This window comes from Bacteroidales bacterium (assembly GCA_016707785.1).
Classification (GTDB): domain Bacteria; phylum Bacteroidota; class Bacteroidia; order Bacteroidales; family UBA4417; genus UBA4417.
Genome location: JADJGZ010000025.1, coordinates 44,639 through 62,939, shown reverse-complemented (window position 1 = coordinate 62,939; position 18,301 = coordinate 44,639). Strand labels below are relative to the sequence as shown.

The window sequence follows — 18,301 nt, the reverse complement described above, 5'->3', positions numbered from 1 at the left end:
TTTTTTTTGGAAAGCATCTGATTTAAAATGATTTGAAAGCTATTCTTCCTTTCATCGGCAGATTGAAGTTAAACTCTAAAATATAAAAACATGGAAACAAACTGGCTAATTATTGTTCTTGTCCTGGTTCTGATTATTGCATTGGTTGTCTATGCTGTAATTAGAAATCAGAAAGATAAGAAAGAACTTATGAAGAGTTTAAATAAGCAGGATGATTTAGCAAATCAAAAAGAGAAGGATAATGATGAAGATACTGCGTAAACCCAATAACTTAGAAATCCTTTAAAAAAAAATGCCCTGTATGAAAACAGGGCATTTTTAATTGGGAGCGGAGAAACAGGGATTCGAACCCTGGGAGCCCTCGCAGGCTCAACGGTTTTCAAGACCGCCGCAATCGACCACTCTGCCATCTCTCCAATGCTGCAAAATTATAAAAAAATCGCTCAAATCATAACAAGACCAGATTTTTTATATCGAATCTGGCAGAAAATGGTTCTTTCACAACAAAGAACTCACCTGATGAATGTTAAAACTTTATCGTATTTGACTGTAAATACAACAATAACCTATTATAATGACTAATTTTGTACTCATACCTAAAAATGTACGGAAATGAAGAAATCTATACTCATCCTCCTGCTTTTCAGCCTTCTGACTTCTGCCTTTAGCAAACCTGAAAATCTTAGGGCCTATTTCTCCTACTCATCATTTTTCTCTCCTGAACATGGGCCTTACCTGGAAACCTATCTTTCTATCCTGGGCTCAAGTGTTGTATATGTGAAAAATGAAAATGGCAAATACCAGGGAGCAGTCCGGATCACTATGATCTTTAAACTAGGCGATAGTATCAGGGATTTTAGAAAGTATGATTTATTAAGTCCTGAAGTTGAAGATACTACCTCAATAAACTTTGGATTCCTTGATCAACAGCGCATTCCCCTTCCCGATGGTAAATACGATATGGAACTCTCCATTGCAGATAAGAACAGGGATAAAGCGCCCTTTATAATTAAGGAAGTCCTGGACATTTCATTTCCATCAAATAAAATTAATATCTCCGGGATTGAACTGGTGGAGTCCTACCAGAAATCTACTGATCTCTCTATCTTATCTAAAAGTGGTTATGACTTTATTCCCTACATGGATAACTTTTTCCCCTCTTCAATCAATAAACTGGTTTTCTATTCTGAAATTTATAATTCAGCGAAGGTATTGAATGCCAATGAACCGTTTTTGATCCAAACATCCATTCAATCCTATGAAACAAACAAGGTTTTCGGAAACTATCAAAAGGTGAAAAGGGAGAATGGTAAAGCGGTCAACGTGGTATTTGGTGAATTTGACCTGAATGCACTTCCTTCCGGGAACTTTAACCTGGTAATTTCTGTTCGGGATAAAGAAAATAAAGAACTGGCATTTAATAGTCTTTTCTTCCAGCGCAGCAATCTCAATTATTCTTATGATCTGCAAAGCCTTGCCCTGGTAGATACAAAAAACAGTTTTGCAAATTCATTCCAGAATGCTGATTCTCTCCGGGAATTCACCCGCATGCTTTTCCCGATTGCTTCCGCAGATGAAAAGATTTTCATACGTTCTCAAACCAAAGTAGCCAAACTTGATGTCCTGCAACAGTTCTTTCACACTTTCTGGCTGAGCAGGAACGATAAAGATCCAGCAGCTGCATGGAATACCTATTATGAACAGGTGCTTGCTGTGAATCAGGATTTTAAGACGGTAAATAAAAAAGGGTATGAAACGGATAGAGGAAGAGTCTATCTTCAATTCGGACCTCCAAATACCAGGACACAATCCTATGACGAACCCAGGGCTTATCCTTATGAAATCTGGCAGTATTATAAATTAGGAATTCAATCAAACCGGAAATTTGTCTTCTTTGCCCGTGAATATGCTTCGGGAGATTTTGAATTGCTTCACTCCGATGCCAAAGGTGAAGTAGTTAATCCAAGATGGGAAATCGCACTTCATACACGCGATACTGACAGATACCAAAGTCCGCAACAAATTGACAGGATGACAGAAGACCCACATTGGGGGAATCATACAACTGATTATTACAACCTTCCGCGATAAACCCATTCACTCATCTCTGAAAAACGCAATACCTTGGAAATTAATACTTTAAAACTTCTGGTTGAATCAGCCTGGGAGGATCGGAATTTATTGCTGCAAAATAATACCTTATTAGCTATTAATGAGGTGATCGAACATCTTGATAAAGGACAGTTAAGGATTGCTGAACCCATTAAGGATGGATGGCAGGTAAACGAATGGATCAAAAAGGCTGTAATCCTGTATTTCCCAATCCGGCAAATGGAGGTAATGGAAGCTGGCCCCCTGGAATTCCATGATAAAATGAAACTTAAACATAACTATAAAGAACTGGGAGTAAGAGTTGTACCTCATGCAGTTGCCAGGTATGGTGCCTTCCTTTCACCCGGGGTAATTCTTATGCCATCCTATGTTAATATTGGTGCATGGGTCGGGCCCGGTACCATGGTTGATACATGGGCAACCGTGGGGAGCTGCGCCCAGATCGGGGCAAATGTTCACCTGAGTGGTGGAGTGGGAATCGGAGGAGTGCTGGAACCTGTTCAGGCTGCTCCTGTTATCATTGAAGATCATTGCTTCCTGGGTTCCAGGTGTATCGTAGTTGAAGGTGCTCATATTGGCACCGAAGCTGTCCTTGGAGCCAATGTTGTTATAACAGGATCCACAAGGATTATTGATGTTTCCGGTAGTGAACCGGTTGAATATAAAGGATATGTTCCACCACGATCGGTTGTGATCCCGGGAACCATCCCCAAAAAATTCCCTGCAGGCGAATACCAGGTACCATGTTCATTGATTATCGGGAAAAGAAAAGAAAGCACTAACAGCAAAACCTCGCTTAATGATGCATTAAGAGACTATAATTTAGCTGTTTAGATAGCTGAATCAGTAAATGCATCAAACCTACTGAGGATTGCTTATTTTTGTATATCCAGAATCAACGTGATTTTGATAGGCTAAAACATTTCTTTTTGTTTTATTATCCGGATTCCGACTGCGAACCTATTGATACTTTGAATTGTTTAGTTAACATGGATATTAATGAAGACATACGTAATTCAGTTGAAGTGCTTCGCGCAGGAGGAACCTTGTTATATCCAACAGATACAGTTTGGGGCATCGGTTGTGATGCTACCAATTACCAGGCAGTAGATAAAATATACAAAATTAAAAGACGATTTGAATCCAAAAGCCTGATCGTGCTCCTGGAAAAATTTGATAGCCTTTCAACTTATATCCGGAAAATCCCTGATATAACCTATGATCTGCTGGATAGCATTGATAGCCCTGTTACTGTTATCTATTCTCATGCACGGAACCTTGCCCCAAATGTGATAGCAAAAGATGGAACCATCGGGATTCGTATAGTTAAGGATAGCTTCTGCAGCGAACTCATCAGTCAATTCGGAAGACCAATCGTTTCAACCTCTGCCAATATTTCAGGGGAAAATACGCCTACTGTATTCAACCATATCTCCGAGGAAATCAAAAACCAGGTGGATTATGTGGTGCAATTCAAACAAAATATTTATACCCTAGCAAAACCCTCTACGATCATTCGCTTATATGAAAACGGAAATTATAATATAATCAGGTATTGAGCGAAAAACCTCGGGAATTGTGAAGATTTTGGACGAAAAAATTGAACATATTCCTTTGATGAATGTTTGAGTAGAAGTTTTGAACAAAACGAAATTTTTGACTAAAATAAATGGAAAAAGAAAAACAATTCAGATTAGACACTGTCAGTAAAGAAACACTAAAAAACTGGTATTACTTAATGAGCCTCGGGCGTAAACTGGATGAAAGAGCGCCTAATTATCTTAAACAAGCCCTCGGATGGTCATATCATGCTCCCTATGCAGGGCATGATGGAATTCAGCTGGCAATTGGCCAGGTCTTCAATAAGGAAACCGATCATCTATTCCCCTATTACAGGGACATGCTCACTGCAATTTCTGCAGGAGTTTCAGCAGAAGAAATTATTCTGAACGGTATCTCCAAAGCAACTGATGTTGCCAGCGGCGGGCGACATATGTCGAACCACTTTGCCAAACCGGAATGGAATATACATAATGTCTCTTCATGCACAGGGAATCATACCCTGCATGCTGTGGGTGTTGCCCGTGCCATTAAAAAATATGGCGCAAAAGGTGTGGCCATCAGTTCACAGGGCGAATCTTCAACCTCAGAAGGATATGTTTATGAGGCAATTAATGGAGCCTCTAATGAGAAACTGCCTGTTGTCTTCGTTTTTCAGGATAACAGGTATGGAATCTCCGTTCCTAAAAAAGATCAGACTGCCAATACCTATGCTGCTGATAACTTTCGTGGTTTTAAAAACCTGAGGATTATCCATACCGACGGAAAGAATGTTTTTGCATCAATGAATGCAATGACTGAAGCTAAACGACATGCTGAAGAGATGCAGGAGCCTGTTATTGTCCATGCTTCCGTCGTGCGCATTCATAGCCATTCCAATTCTGATAAGCATGAACTTTATCGCGACGATAATGAACGTCATTGCGCAAAAGCTTCAGATCCATTTGATCGCTACAGGATACAACTGGTTCGATCCGAAATATTCACAGAGCAAGAATTAAATGAACTGGATGAACAAGCCCAGAAAGATGTCATGGCTGCTCATCGTAAAGCCCTGGTTGCTCCCGATCCTACCCCGGAATCAATTCTAAATTTTGTTTATCCGGAAGCATATATCCCTACCCTGTTCAAGGATGGCCTTCACCAGGAAACCTCAGGGAGAAGGCTTAAACTTATCCAGGCCCTGAATGAGACATTAAAAGAAGAATTTCGCCTGAATCCTGATACTTACCTCTGGGGACAGGATGTTGCCAATAAGGAAAAAGGCGGTATTTTTAATGTTACCAAGGGAATGCAACACGAATTCGGTGCCGTAAGGGTCTTTAATGGACCTATTGCCGAAGATTTCATTATGGGTACTGCCGATGGCATGAGCCGGTTTAATGATAAAATCAGGATTGTTGTTGAAGGTGCAGAATTTGCTGATTATTTCTGGCCTGCCATGGAACAGTATATTGAAGTAAGCCACGAATACTGGAGAACAAATGGTGCATTCTCGCCAAACGTTACCATCCGCCTGGCTTCAGGTGGTTATATTGGTGGCGGTTTGTATCACTCTCAAAATATTGAAGGAGCATTAGCCTCAATACCGGGTGTCAGAATCGTTTATCCTTCTTTTGCTGATGATGCAGCCGGTTTATTGAGGACCAGTATGCGTTCAAAAGGGCCTACCCTGTTCCTTGAACCAAAAGCACTTTATAATGATCCGGTTGCCGAAACTTTTGTCCCTGAAAATTTTGAAGTCCCTTTTGGAAAAGCCCGTATCCGGCGCAATGGAGAACATATGAGTATTATCACTTATGGTAATACTACCCATATGTGTATGGCTGTTGCAGATAAAATCGAAAAAGAAACAGGAAAATCAATAGAAGTAGTTGATATCCGATCACTGATTCCTTTGGATAAAGAGACAATCCTTACTTCCGTTCGTAGAACCAGCAAAGCACTGGTGGTTCATGAAGATAAAGTTTTCGGTGGATTTGGAGGTGAAATTGCCGCTATGATCGCAGAAGAAGCATTCGAAGCACTGGATGCCCCTGTGCGTCGCGTCGGCTCCACTTTTACCCCTGTCGGATTTAACAGGATCCTGGAAAAAGCCATTCTTCCCAATGAAGATAAGATTTACCTGGTTGCCATGGAACTTCTGAACTTCTAGTCTGATTAAAAGACTCTAAGCATAAGAAAACCTGCCCTCATTCAAGGCAGGTTTTTTGTTTGTCACTTCAGGAAAAATATGTATTTTCGATTGAGATATCTCATTCAAAAGAGAAATTATTGATTCATGTAAAAAAAGTAGCATATATGTTAATTTCTGATGGCAAACTATTAATCGCAAAATCAAGTAAAGAAATATTCCTGAACCCCAGAATGGCCAACAGGCATGGTCTGATTGCCGGTGCCACCGGGACGGGTAAAACAGTGTCCCTCCAGGTAATGGCTGAGGCATTCAGTTCTATTGGAGTACCGGTTTTTGTTGCAGATATAAAGGGAGATTTCTCCGGTGTTGGGAAAGCAGGAGTTAGTAACCAACGGATTACAGATCGTATTCAACAACTTGGAATTGAAGGTTATACCCACCGCTCTTTCCCCGTCACTTTCTGGGATGTATTTGGTGACCAGGGACATCCGCTCAGAACTACAATCTCAGAGATGGGCCCGCTATTGATTGGCCGCCTTCTGAATCTAAACGATATACAGGGAAGCGTACTGACCATTATTTTCAGGATCGCCGATGACCATTCACTCCTTCTGCTCGATCTCAAAGACCTGCAGAAAATGTGCGAATTCGTTGGAAATAACAGGGATCAGTTTATCACATCCTATGGTAACATTTCTGTTGCAAGTATAGGTGCTATTCAACGTGAACTTATTGCTCTTGAAGAACAACATGCTGATGAGTTTTTCGGTGAACCGGCCATCGATATCTTCGACTTTATGCAAACGAATTCAGAAGGAAAAGGAATGGTGAATATCCTGGCTGCTGATAAATTGATGTTATCTCCCCGGCTCTATTCTACATTGTTGTTATACCTGCTTTCTGAACTATTTGAGCGCTTGCCTGAAGCGGGTGACCTTGATAAACCCAAGCTGGTATTCTTTTTCGATGAAGCTCATCTTCTGTTTAACGATGCACCCAAAGTACTGCAGGAAAAAATTGAGCAGGTTGTCAGGTTAATCCGATCCAAAGGCGTAGGCATCTATTTCATCACACAGAACCCTATCGATATCCCGGAAACAGTGCTGGGACAGCTTGGAAATAAAATCCAGCATGCTTTGCGGGCCTTTACCCCAAGAGATCAGAAAGCTGTCAAGACTGCTGCTGAAACTTTCAGGGCTAATCCGTCACTTAATGTGGAAGAAGTCATCACTCAACTAGGTGTTGGAGAAGCACTGGTTTCATTCCTGGATGAAAAAGGCATTCCGGAAATGGTTGAACATGCTAAAATTCTGCCTCCACAAGCTCAGATCGGACCATTATCTCCTGATGAAAGAAGCCAGCTGATGCGTCAATCACTGGTTGCAGGTATGTATGAGAAAATTGTGGACAGGGAATCGGCTTTCGAAATTCTGCAAAAGAAAGTAATGGAGCAACAACAGGAAGAAGCCGATAAAGAAGCACAAGAATTGCAGGAAAAAGAAGATGAACGCTTACAGAAAGAAGCCATCAGGCAACAAAAGGAAGAAGAAAGGCTCGCACGTGAAAAAGCAAGACAAGGAGGTGGATTGCTGGGTGATCTGACCAAAACTCTGGGCCAAACAGTAACACGCCAAATCGGTAATTCAATCGGCCGACAACTGGTCAGGGGATTACTGGGTGGATTACTGGGTGGAGGAAAGAAAAAGCTCTTCTAGTGTTATGTTCAGGTTAAATTGACACTTATTTGCCGGGCAATAACCTGATTTATATTGATTTTACTTATGCCCCTAAGCGGAGCCCTCGGTCAGGCAGGTTTTACCCCAAAGGGGAGCCTTCGGTTCATTTTGCATTTTGCCCCGAAGGGGAGCCTTCGGCATTTTGCATTTTGCATTTTGCATTTTGCATTTTGCCCCAAAGGGGAGCCTTTGGCTCATTTTTAATTTTTCATTCTTAAGGAGCTGAATCCCTGAGAGGAAAGAACAGCACACAAATGCCACAAATCCGCCGGCTGGCGGACAAATTAGCACAAATAGATCCGCGTAAATCAGCGTGATGATCCGTTTTGTCCCCGCCTCGCCGGCAGTTCCATTTGCCGAGCCATCTGACACCAACGTATTTTGCCCCGAAGTGGAGTCTTTGGCTTATTTCTTATTTCTTATTTCTTATTTCTTATTTTTCATTTTGCATTTTGCATTTTTCATTTTTCATTTTTAAAATCACCAGGTATTCTCTTCACCATAAAATAGTCGAGGGGTACTTCATATGAAATACCCCTCGAATTATTTTAAGAGTTATACTATTATTTTACAACGGTCACAGTTCCAAAAACAGTAGCAGGCAACGGTTCAACGGTTCCAACATTTTCAGCATTCCAGATGGTTCCATCTTTAAATACTGCTGATGCCTTCCATGTATAAACACCTTCCTGAACTATGGTACCATTGAATTTACCATTCCATCCTTCAGTTGGACGTCCAAAATCGTCTACTTTTTCAGAATACCAAAGCATATTTCCCCAACGATCAAATACTTCAATGCGGTAGGTCTCAATGTTTATACCAACGGGCTTAAACAACTGCACTGATTCCTGGGGGTTATTCGGAGAGAATGCATTTGGAATATAGAGGCCTTTCACCATAAACTCATAGGATAGTCTTGTAGTGTCCGTACAATTCAATTCATTCCAGCTCACCAGCATAATGGTATAAGTACCATCGTCCTGGTAAAATACTACCGGATTTTCTGCAAATGAGGTCTCCCCGTTGCCAAACTCCCAATAATACTTGATGGCGTCCATGGAACTGTTTTCAAATTGTAATTGCCCCTGGATGTTGTTGAAGTTTTCGTTAAAGGCAAATATAGAGGTGGGAATAGGATTCACAACCAAAGGTTTATTCACAGTATCTATACAACCATTCGTATCAATCACCTGGAGATTTACAAGGTAATCACCGGGAGTGATGAAGGTAAAACTGGTATTTTGATCGTCTCTGTAACCCAATAATCCATCCTCACCACTAAAAGTCCAGTTCCAGACTGAAATAGGAGCCACAGCGCTATCTGAACGATCCATGAATTCTGTTGCATCACCGGCACATGCAAGTGAATTTTCAAACTTCGCATCAGGCAACGGATGTACCTGGAGATCTCTGGTGACAGTATCTTCACATCCCAGTATATTGGATGATATCAATTGAATAGTATACAAACCAGGCGCAGTAAACTCATGAGATGGGTTCTTAATGCTGGTAGTGTCTTCAGTGGTTGAAGACGGATCACCGAAAGTCCATCGATACCCGCTTATTGGGACCCCATTGGTATTGGTGATATTTGTAAAATCAGCAGGGACTCCAAAACAGTTTCTCTCCATCGTAAATTCTGCCAGGGGACTGGGATTCACAACCACTGTAAGTGTGGTTGAATCACCGATGGATTTACCGGCTAAGGTAGTTGTAACCACCATTTTGACAATATAGGTACCCGGTTCATCGTAGCTGTGAACAACTGGGTTCACATAACTTGAATAACTTGAAGTAGTTCCATCACCAAAATCCCAGTACCATTGATTAATAGGCAATCCACATAAACTACTATCCGCAAAGGAAAGAATCTGGTATTGACAAATTAGTGTATCCACAAGTTCGAAAATGGCTTCAATACAAGGCTTAACCAATACACTATCTGTGATAAACTGGCTGCAACTATTATTATTGATGACAGTAAGCTCTACCTGGTACATTCCCGGACTGGGGTACTTATGGAAAACATCAGGATTGGAAGGAGCATTCACTGTGTCAATAATGCCATCACCATAATTCCATATCCAGCGGGAAATTGGGCTCCCACTCCCACTGGAGGTTTCATTGAAGGTAATAATACTGTCACATAACCCACCAATACTGGTAAACTGTGGAACTGGCAATGGATGCACTACGACATACTGATTTTTTGTAACCGGACAATTATTGATGTCCGTTGCCTGCATGATAACAGTGTATGTTCCTGGCAGGCTATAATAATGTGAAGGTGCCCGAAGTGTGGAAGTATTATTTATCCCTGAAGAAGGATCACCGAAATTCCAGTTAAAGAACACCAGTGAATCTCCAGGAGGAGTTAATAAAATCGGGCTGAAATAAGTGGTATCAAGGTGACAGGTTGGAGAAACCGAGAAAGTTGCTGTCAGGGCTGCAGGTACACAAACCTGGTTCAACACTGTATCAACACACCCCCGGATATCAGTCACAATAAGCCTGACATCATAACATGAATCGGCTGAATAAAAGACATGAACCGGGTTCTGCAAGGTTGAAAACTGCCCGGGTTCAAATTCCCAGTACCAGCCGGTGATAGTAGCCTGCTGACTGATGGAAGAGTCCTGGAAATAAACAGCTCCATTGTTACAAGGTGCAGCGGTATAGGTGAAACCTGCGGTTGGCAATCCAAACACCTGCACAGCTGTCTGAACCGTATCCTGGCAACCATTTTCGGTGGTAACAATCAGACTTACCGTATAAACCCCAAGGGCAGCATAGGTCCAGGATGGATTCTGTATACTTGTTGTATCGTTGGATGCAGTGGTTACACCAAAATCCCAGAACCAGGATGTGATGTTCTCACCACTGGCAGTAAAGGATTCATCCGTAAACTGAACTGGGGTATTCAAACAACCGCTGGTAAAAGAAAATAAAGCAGAAGGCTGCGGATTAATTGAAACAGCATACGATCTGTAATTGACACAACCTGCGGTATCTGTGATCGTCAGCACAACATTATAACTACCGGCTGCAGCATAATTGTGAGTAGGATCCTGTTGTGTTGAATGAGTGGTTCCATCCCCAAAATCCCAGTCAAAATCCTGAACTGCTGCAATATTTGTAACAGATGTATTAACAGTGAATTCGGTAGTGGTTCCGAGACAGGTATTAAGCCAGGAGAAATCAACCGGTGGCTTTGGCAGGATTGTTATAACATGGGATATCGTATCAGGACAACCATCAGCATTGGTCACTTCAAGCAGCACTGTATAATTCCCGGGATTAGCATAGATGTGGGATGGATTCTGAAGATTTGAGAAATTGTTCGCTCCTGAAGTAGGATCCCCGAAATCCCAGAGATGACCTATAATGGAAGTCCCACCGTTTGGTGTGGCAAGACTCGAGAAATTTACAGGCGAATTGGCACAGGTATTCTCAAATTCGAAATCCGATAATGGACTGGTTGAAATAGTAATCGAAAATGGGAACTCATCCTCACAACCTTGTGATGTGGTAACTTTCAGAGTTACGTTATAGTTTCCGGCAGTGATGTAGATATGAGAAATATCAGGATTCCCGGGGGCATTGATCAGGGTATCATTCCCATCTCCAAAATCCCAGAACCAGGAAGTAAATTGTCCGCTGGATAAGCTCGAAAGATCTTCAAAAAATACAGGATTATTGGCACAGGTGGGTGCCGAAGCCTGGAAGAAAGCATCAGGCGGTGGCGTAATAGAAACAACATGACTGATTGAATTGACACAATCAGCAGTATCAGTTACAGTTAGCGTCACTATGAAGGCTCCTGAATTGGCATAAATGTGATACGGATCATCTTCAGTGGAAGTGAAACCATCACCGAAATCCCAGAGCAGGCTTACAACAGCTGCTGCATTGATAAATGTTGAGCTTATAAACTGGGTTGAATCGTTTACACAACCGGGTGTTGAACTGAAATCAACGGTAGGCAATGCATGGACGATAACAGGTTTAGTAACGGTATCCTTACACCCGCCGCTATTTGTTACTATCAGCGTGACATTATAAGTTAAAGGTGCTGAGAAGGAATGAGACGGATTCTGAAGTGTAGATAAATTACTGGATCCGGAAGGTGGATCTCCAAAGTTCCAGGACCAGTCAGATAAACCACCGCTACCACTCTGTGAAAGGTCACTGAATTGCACCGGCGAATTCATACAGGTGGTAAGGAAAGAAAAATTAGCCTGGGGATTGGGAGCGATCGTAACAGGTTTCGAAATGAAATGAGTACAACTATCATTCGTTTTAACTGTTAAAATCACATTGAAAGTGCCATAATTTGCAAAGGTGTGAGAGACATTTGGAGTGGCAGGAAAATTCACAACCTGTGTATTTCCATCTCCAAAGTCCCAGGTCCATTTAACAATATATCCGACCGGGGCAAAAGCCTGGCTGGTGAATTGCACGGATGCATCCTTACAAGCAGGCTGACTGTAATTAAAGTTTGAAACTGGCTGTGGAACGATTGCCACAGGTTTTGTAATAGTATTTGTACATCCGGCAGTATCAACAACTGTAAGGGTTACAAAGAATGTTCCGGATGTGGTATAGACATGGGTAGGTGATTGTATTACAGAAGATCCCCCGTCACCAAAAACCCAACTCCAGGTTGCAATGGCACCTGTACTCATTACCAAAGGATTGGGTTCAAATAATACTGCATTATTCTGGCAATTATTCTGAGTTGTAAAATCAATTGCCGGCTTTCCTTTCACAATCACCTGGCGGGTAATCGTATCTGAACAGCCATTGCTGGTAGCCACAATTAACTGAACGGTAAAAGTCCCGGTAGTAGTAAACTGGTGCGAAGGTCCTTGTAAAGTAGAAAAATTGGAAACACCGGAAGCCGGATCACCAAAATTCCAATTCCATAAAACGAGGGATCCTCCCCCATTATTCTGCGACAAATCTGTAAAATCAACAGGCTCACCATCACAAGCAGACGTATAATCAAAATTTGCAACGGGATTAGGATGAATTGTAATGATCTGGGATTCGAAATCAGTACAACTGTCAGATGCCTGAATGGTTAAGGTTACATTGTAATTTCCCGGGGTTGCATAGGTATGAGTAACATTGGGATTATTCGGATGAAACACGGTTTGGGTATTTCCATCTCCAAAATCCCATTCCCATTTAACAACATAGCCTACAATTGTGGAGGTGAGTTCATTAAAAGTAACTGACGCGCCGGCACAATTATTAATACCGGCATCAAAATGAGCTACAGGTAAAGGATTAATAGTAACATCATGGGAAACTACATTCTGGCAACCTGCGGTATCAGTAACGGTAAGAATTACAGTATAAGTACCGGGTGCAATATAGGCATGAGCAGTATTTCTTGCATTTGAAAAACCTCCATCGCCGAAATTCCACGACCAGCTGCCAATTGCGTTAATATTGGTTACAACGGTATCAGGATCGAAATAAACCAATTCATTCAGGCAGGCCGTTGAATAAATGAAATCAACAGGTGGATGCGGGTACACCGGAACCTGCTTGATCATCGTGTCCCTGCAGTTATTGAAATTCGTTACAATGAGCCGGACTGTATAAGTGCCGGGATCTGCAAACGTATGTATTGGATCAGTAAGGTTTGAAAGATTATTAACTCCACTTGTTGGATCACCAAAATCCCAGTCCCATGCAACAATATTACCTGCACCATTTGCAAAGGATGCATCTGTGAACTGAACTACCTGGTCCTCACAACTTCCCGTAAACTGAAAATTGGCAATTGGCCCCGGAGTAACAACTACCGGCAGTGAAACAGAATTAGTACAACTATCTGAATTAATGACGGTTAAACTTACATTAAAGGTTCCAAAAGTGGGGAAGAGATGGGTAAGGTTAGGGTCATCAGGAAAAAGTACTGTATCAATGGGAGAACCATCACCAAAATTCCATATCCATGTTGTGATATAACCGAATAATGTACTTGAAAGATCCTGGAACTGAATAGGTTCATTCTGGCAGTTGGGTGTATTGTAAGCAAAATTTGCTATCGGAAGTGGCTGAATGGTAACAAAATGTGTGGCAGAACCAACAACCCCGGCAGTGTCAGTAACAGTTAGTATGACTGTATAGGTTCCGATTCCTGCATAGGTATTGGTCGGATCCTGTATATTTGAAAATGTGCCGTCTCCAAAATCCCAATTCCAGATGGCAATGGTGTTAACATTGGTAACAGCAGTATCCACTGTAAAGAACGTTGGACTATTGACACAAACACCATCTGAAGTAAAGTCCACAGAGGGCTGAGCCGATAAACGCATAAATCTGGCTTGCACCCCTACTGCCACAATAGTAAGGAGCATAACCAACAGTATTTTGTTTTTCATCAGGCGTATTTCGTTTAGGGTAGTATTTTTTAGTTAGTCTGCAATACTAGCAGTGTTTTTAATAATTATTCAAAAGTATGCAAGTTTTACTAGTAAACAACAATTCTGTTTAGGTATTTATCCAAAGTAACGTGTATTTGTAATCCGAAATTGCATAGAATTATTCACATTAAAATGAAGTATTTTTTGAAGGAAGGGAAAGCACTGTTTCATTTAGTTTTTCCGGCATCCATTACACACCTGAATCCTATGGTAGAACAGCGATCCAAGGCAGGTGAAACATGTATCAGCATTTCAGGATGTGATACCGGTACCGGACCTCCTTTTACATACCAAATACTGGATTCCGGAGAATAAAAACTTCCTCCTTTCAATATGCTGAAGTAATATGACCCATTATAATATTGATCAGCGGTTATTTGCCAGACATTTCCTACCAAATCCATTACTCCAAAAGGTGATTTTGAAGAAGGATACATATCGACAGAAGTTGTTTTACCCAATTTGTAATTGCACATTGTTGAATCCATCCAATTCCCCCATGGATAACGTTGGTTTTCATTCCCCTGGGCCGCATACTGCCATTCCCATTCAGTAGGTAAGCGTTTTCCGGCCCAGGAAGCATAAGCCCTGGCATCCTGCAGTGAGACATTTACAGCAGGATGATCCTCAATCCCTTCCGGAATCTTTCCTTTAATCCAGTGCTTCAAATAATTAGTTGTATCAATTGGCAAATACCCGCTTGATTGAATAAATACTTCATATTGCTTATTCGTTACCGGGTATTTGTCCATATAATAACCCTGAACTTGTAAATGGTTGTCCTGAAAATAGGCTGGAAATGGAATAAATGATTCTGAAAGGGCTGAATCCCTAAAAGCTTTCCAGTGATAATCACCCGGAGGAATGAAACACATATCTTTTCTATGCATTTCTGAATAAGCTGTTCTTTCTGTATGTGATACCAATAATGGCTGCGCTGCAATCCTTCGCACAATTACTTCATCCAAAATCTCCCCATTGTGGAATAATTGAAAGACTATCTTTTCATCTTTCTGATTAACAAAGGGATTGATTTGCAGATTATGCTCTCCACCTGGCAAAATGATGGCTTTAGAATCATAAGAAGGATTCCCGTACCATACTTTAATCTCATCACCCTCGATAGCTTTAATGGACAATTGATTTTCTTTGAGCTCTGCTTTGATCCTCTTTGGAAATCCTGCTATACAACCAATACTTCCTTCCTTCCTTGTCCCCAGCCATGATTCATTGAATGCATCTAACTCAGCCATAACATAATTTTCATCACTTTCAAGGATTAATCGGCATTCTTCATGACGGACTAGATCCACATAGTGCTTTTCAAGGCTGTTTGAAACCTGGAAAAGTTTACCGTTATATCCCTCAGGAATCAGGCTGAACAGGGTATAGATATCTTTATTCTTGTCACACCAGCCATTCACCCACACCTGGTCATGGACAGTTTCAATGAAAGGTCTCCAATCGGGATCATTAAAAGCAGTGGTATTCTCTCTTAAAATTCGGGTGGTCTTCCCCATAAACCTGAATTCGTCCTCTATCCAATCAGGCCTTCCGGGGCGCATCATATTGATTTCAATGCCATAACCGTTAAAAAAAGCCACTGCAATCTCCCTGTGAATAGCATCTTCTGCCAGGTCTATTACCCTGAAGATGGCAAAATCGGGTTTTATGTACTTGTTCAGATTCAAAACAGGGGGCATAAACAACGCATTATGAACCCTGCCTGAAACAATACCGGGCATATGCTTCGGAATAGCCATGCCTTCACTATACATAATGATGCCGGATCTGACTGAATCAGCCATCGTTTGCAACTCTTTACTTGATTCTCCTCTTGTATCTAATACTACTCCATCAGCATCCGTAAGTTGAAGAAGTTGCGCCAGTCCTTCCATATGTTCAACTTTTCGGGTGCTTTCATCCCAGGGGTTATAGGAGATAAAATACTTCTTCCCAAGTTGATGCAATAGTTCCGATTGCCGTTTCACCTCCCCTATTCCTCCAGGCAAATCTCTGTACATATCGAACTGATTCCGTTCATCTAATCCCAGTCGGGGCCAGGTCGGCCAGAGGGTAAAAATATCCCATCCACCGGTGAGTGAATCATACTTGAAAAAATGATCATCAAAAGTGATTTTCTGTTTTGAAACATCATACCATGTATCATCCCATGCAAACTGCAACAGCATCAGGTACTGATTCCTGATCCACTTCAGATCATCTCTCTTAAACATTTGATTATCAAAAGATTCAAGATCAAATAAAAAGTGTTCACGAAACACTTTCTCCAATCCCTCTTTCCATCCTCCCTTATGCTCTATAAAGTAAAAAGCATATTCTATCCACCCCCCGGGATGAATTATGGTACGCCACCGGTCAACCTCGGCATTTTCCCTGGTCATTCTCCTGGCCAACGCACTTAAAGACAGATCATTCCCAAGAACGATGCTGGCCCATCCCAGGTGCCAGGCATTGTCAGGCAAAAGAACTCCAACAGGCTCATAACCTGGTCGGTAGAGCTTTGACCTGCATAGGTATTGTGGCCATTCCTTACTCCCTTCGGCGGTAATAAAAGCATGTGTGGTATCATTGCCAAATGGGACTACGTTTTCAATGTCAATGTCCAGCTCTGTCGTATTGTGAAAACGAAGGATCAATTCTGTAAAGCCTTCATAAATTGACTTTCTTTTCACTTCCACTTCTAACTTATCTTCAAACTTGCTTTTTCCCACCAGGGAATCTGATGATATATTTTTCCCATCCATCATGAGATGAAACATTGGGAATGTATTTGTTTCTTCATTAACCAGTTTAGATTGTATCTGCATTCCTTTTGAAGGGAGCAGACTTGAATGGATGGTTAAGGAATCCTGTGCGGAAAGGGGATAAATAAATATCAGGAAACCTGCAATGGATATCAATTTTTTAAGGCTGGCACTCATAGTTGTATCGGTATTATTTTACCTTCAGATGCATTCAATCAGGAAAGACCCGACATTACTTAATTAGAAGCTTATTGCTCTGATCCATCACTTATTTATATCCAACAAAATCAAAAATCACCAATTAAGTATGGACCTTCTTACAAATATTGTAATTTTATGCATATTATTCTATTTCAATCAATAATTAATCAATGGTACTATGCGATTTTTAACCATCTTCATTTTCCTGAGTTTACTCATGGCAAGTCCTGATATCAGTGGACAAAACACTTTCATTGCTGATCCAGCTGTTCATGATTTCTATAAATCCGGTCTTGATGAAACCAACGATACCCTTGGCTATCCAATGAACAGCACACCTTCTGTTTATACTTTCTCCACAGATCTTGGGGAATTCAGAGGATATATGTGTGGGAACAATGCCTTCCTGGATAAGGCAAAAGTCCAGTTTTTTAGTGATCATCCGCATTATGCAGGAATCATGGGGGTCAGGATGAAATTTGCCCGTGCAACAGGGAATGGGCATTTCAAAGTTGGGATATGGGAATCCTCCAGCCAGTCAGGTTTACCTGCAGCATTAATCTATGAACAGCAAGTATCCATTCCTGATATTATCCAGCATGTTTCTGATAGCAGCTACACGGATATCACTTTTGACTCGCTGGTATCCAATCCGGGTCCGTTTTATATTGGTTTCATCATTCCGACTGATCCGGGAGACACTGTAGTTCTTTACTCCTCAAAAGCCGGAGAGTCTTCAACAAGCAATGGTTGGGAGATGCGAGCCTCAGGTTCATGGTACAATTTTGCCGTGGCATATGGCCATCAGTTTAATGTAGAATTATATGTATTTCCAATCATGACCGGTGTAATGGGCAAGGGAGAATTAACTCCGGAAAACAAAAACTCTATTGTTGAAATCTGGCCTAACCCTGCACATGAAATCTTAAATGTTAAATTGAATCCGGAATATGTGAAAACAGGATATCTATGGTATATCTCTGATATACAGGGTAACATAATTATAAACGAATCACCTAGCAGGCAATCATCAAATGAATCCGAAAGTATAGATATCTCCTCTTTAGCAGCAGGGGTGTATTATTTCAGTATCCAGACCACTACAGGAATATTCACTAAAAAGCTTGTGGTAACTCCTTAAGACTGTTTTCGTTTTCTAAAAACAAAAACCAGCATTATGCCTCCAAACAGGAGCATCAGCAATCCTGTCCATAGGTTGACATTTCTACCCAACGACCTGACATAGAGTTCAGTATCATTTATTGTAGCCAGGCCAAAAATCGTCAGCAACAAACCCAGAACTACAAATAATAACCCTATTGGTATTCTGATATCAACATCCAT

10 protein-coding genes and 1 tRNA gene are annotated in these 18,301 nt (G+C 41.3%); 7 read left to right on the top strand and 4 right to left on the bottom strand.

Going from position 1 to position 18,301, the window contains the following annotated elements:
* Window positions 1–90 precede the first annotated feature (90 nt).
* A complete protein-coding gene (locus tag IPH84_14015; protein ID MBK7174314.1) occupies window positions 91–261 on the top strand; it encodes a hypothetical protein in 171 nt (56 codons plus the stop codon).
* A 68-nt stretch (window positions 262–329) separates the two neighbouring features.
* Here IPH84_14015 and IPH84_14010 read toward each other — a convergent pair.
* A tRNA-Ser gene (locus tag IPH84_14010) sits at window positions 330–416 on the bottom strand.
* A 196-nt stretch (window positions 417–612) separates the two neighbouring features.
* On the opposite strand from IPH84_14010, the gene IPH84_14005 reads away from it, so the two are divergent.
* From IPH84_14005 to IPH84_13985, 5 genes are all read left to right on the top strand, one after another.
* Window positions 613–2,091, top strand: a complete 1,479-nt coding sequence (locus tag IPH84_14005; protein MBK7174313.1) for a GWxTD domain-containing protein — start codon at window positions 613–615, stop codon at window positions 2,089–2,091.
* Window positions 2,092–2,130: 39 nt separating this feature from the next.
* Window positions 2,131–2,946 carry a 2,3,4,5-tetrahydropyridine-2,6-dicarboxylate N-succinyltransferase gene (locus IPH84_14000; GenBank protein ID MBK7174312.1) on the top strand — a complete coding sequence of 272 codons (816 nt, stop codon included), beginning with the start codon at window positions 2,131–2,133 and terminating at the stop codon, window positions 2,944–2,946.
* Between the two features lie 155 nt (window positions 2,947–3,101).
* Window positions 3,102–3,671 (top strand): threonylcarbamoyl-AMP synthase, encoded by a 570-nt coding sequence (locus IPH84_13995; GenBank protein ID MBK7174311.1) that lies wholly within the window; start codon window positions 3,102–3,104, stop codon window positions 3,669–3,671.
* 110 nt (window positions 3,672–3,781) lie between these two features.
* Window positions 3,782–5,827 (top strand): 2-oxoisovalerate dehydrogenase, encoded by a 2,046-nt coding sequence (locus tag IPH84_13990; GenBank protein MBK7174310.1) that lies wholly within the window; start codon window positions 3,782–3,784, stop codon window positions 5,825–5,827.
* A gap of 146 nt (window positions 5,828–5,973) precedes the next feature.
* Window positions 5,974–7,524 carry a DUF853 family protein gene (locus tag IPH84_13985; protein MBK7174309.1) on the top strand — a complete coding sequence of 517 codons (1,551 nt, stop codon included), beginning with the start codon at window positions 5,974–5,976 and terminating at the stop codon, window positions 7,522–7,524.
* A gap of 584 nt (window positions 7,525–8,108) precedes the next feature.
* Here IPH84_13985 and IPH84_13980 read toward each other — a convergent pair.
* Both IPH84_13980 and IPH84_13975 read right to left on the bottom strand, forming a co-directional pair.
* The gene (locus IPH84_13980; protein ID MBK7174308.1) at window positions 8,109–13,946 is read right to left on the bottom strand and encodes a PKD domain-containing protein; all 5,838 of its coding nucleotides are present in this window, start codon (window positions 13,944–13,946) and stop codon (window positions 8,109–8,111) included.
* Between the two features lie 209 nt (window positions 13,947–14,155).
* A complete protein-coding gene (locus IPH84_13975) occupies window positions 14,156–16,933 on the bottom strand; it encodes an SUMF1/EgtB/PvdO family nonheme iron enzyme (GenBank protein MBK7174307.1) in 2,778 nt (925 codons plus the stop codon).
* 202 nt (window positions 16,934–17,135) lie between these two features.
* Here IPH84_13975 and IPH84_13970 point away from each other — a divergent pair, with 202 nt between their 5' ends.
* Entirely contained in the window at window positions 17,136–18,098 is a 963-nt protein-coding gene (locus IPH84_13970; GenBank protein ID MBK7174306.1) for a T9SS type A sorting domain-containing protein, read from the top strand.
* Here IPH84_13970 and IPH84_13965 read toward each other — a convergent pair.
* Window positions 18,095–18,301, bottom strand: coding sequence for a hypothetical protein (locus tag IPH84_13965; protein ID MBK7174305.1), 207 nt, complete (start codon window positions 18,299–18,301; stop codon window positions 18,095–18,097). The genes IPH84_13970 and IPH84_13965 overlap by 4 nt on opposite strands.

Bases quoted from the DNA above. Each gene is read 5' to 3' on its own strand.
- IPH84_14015 (MBK7174314.1), top strand. From the start codon at position 91: ATGGAAACAAACTGGCTAATTATTGTTCTTGTCCTGGTTCTGATTATT.
- IPH84_14005 (MBK7174313.1), top strand. From the start codon at position 613: ATGAAGAAATCTATACTCATCCTCCTGCTTTTCAGCCTTCTGACTTCT.
- IPH84_13995 (MBK7174311.1), top strand. From the start codon at position 3,102: ATGGATATTAATGAAGACATACGTAATTCAGTTGAAGTGCTTCGCGCA.
- IPH84_13990 (MBK7174310.1), top strand. From the start codon at position 3,782: ATGGAAAAAGAAAAACAATTCAGATTAGACACTGTCAGTAAAGAAACA.
- IPH84_13985 (MBK7174309.1), top strand. From the start codon at position 5,974: ATGTTAATTTCTGATGGCAAACTATTAATCGCAAAATCAAGTAAAGAA.
- IPH84_13980 (MBK7174308.1), bottom strand. From the start codon at position 13,946: ATGAAAAACAAAATACTGTTGGTTATGCTCCTTACTATTGTGGCAGTA.
- IPH84_13975 (MBK7174307.1), bottom strand. From the start codon at position 16,933: ATGAGTGCCAGCCTTAAAAAATTGATATCCATTGCAGGTTTCCTGATA.
- IPH84_13970 (MBK7174306.1), top strand. From the start codon at position 17,136: ATGCGATTTTTAACCATCTTCATTTTCCTGAGTTTACTCATGGCAAGT.
- IPH84_13965 (MBK7174305.1), bottom strand. From the start codon at position 18,301: ATGGATGTTGATATCAGAATACCAATAGGGTTATTATTTGTAGTTCTG.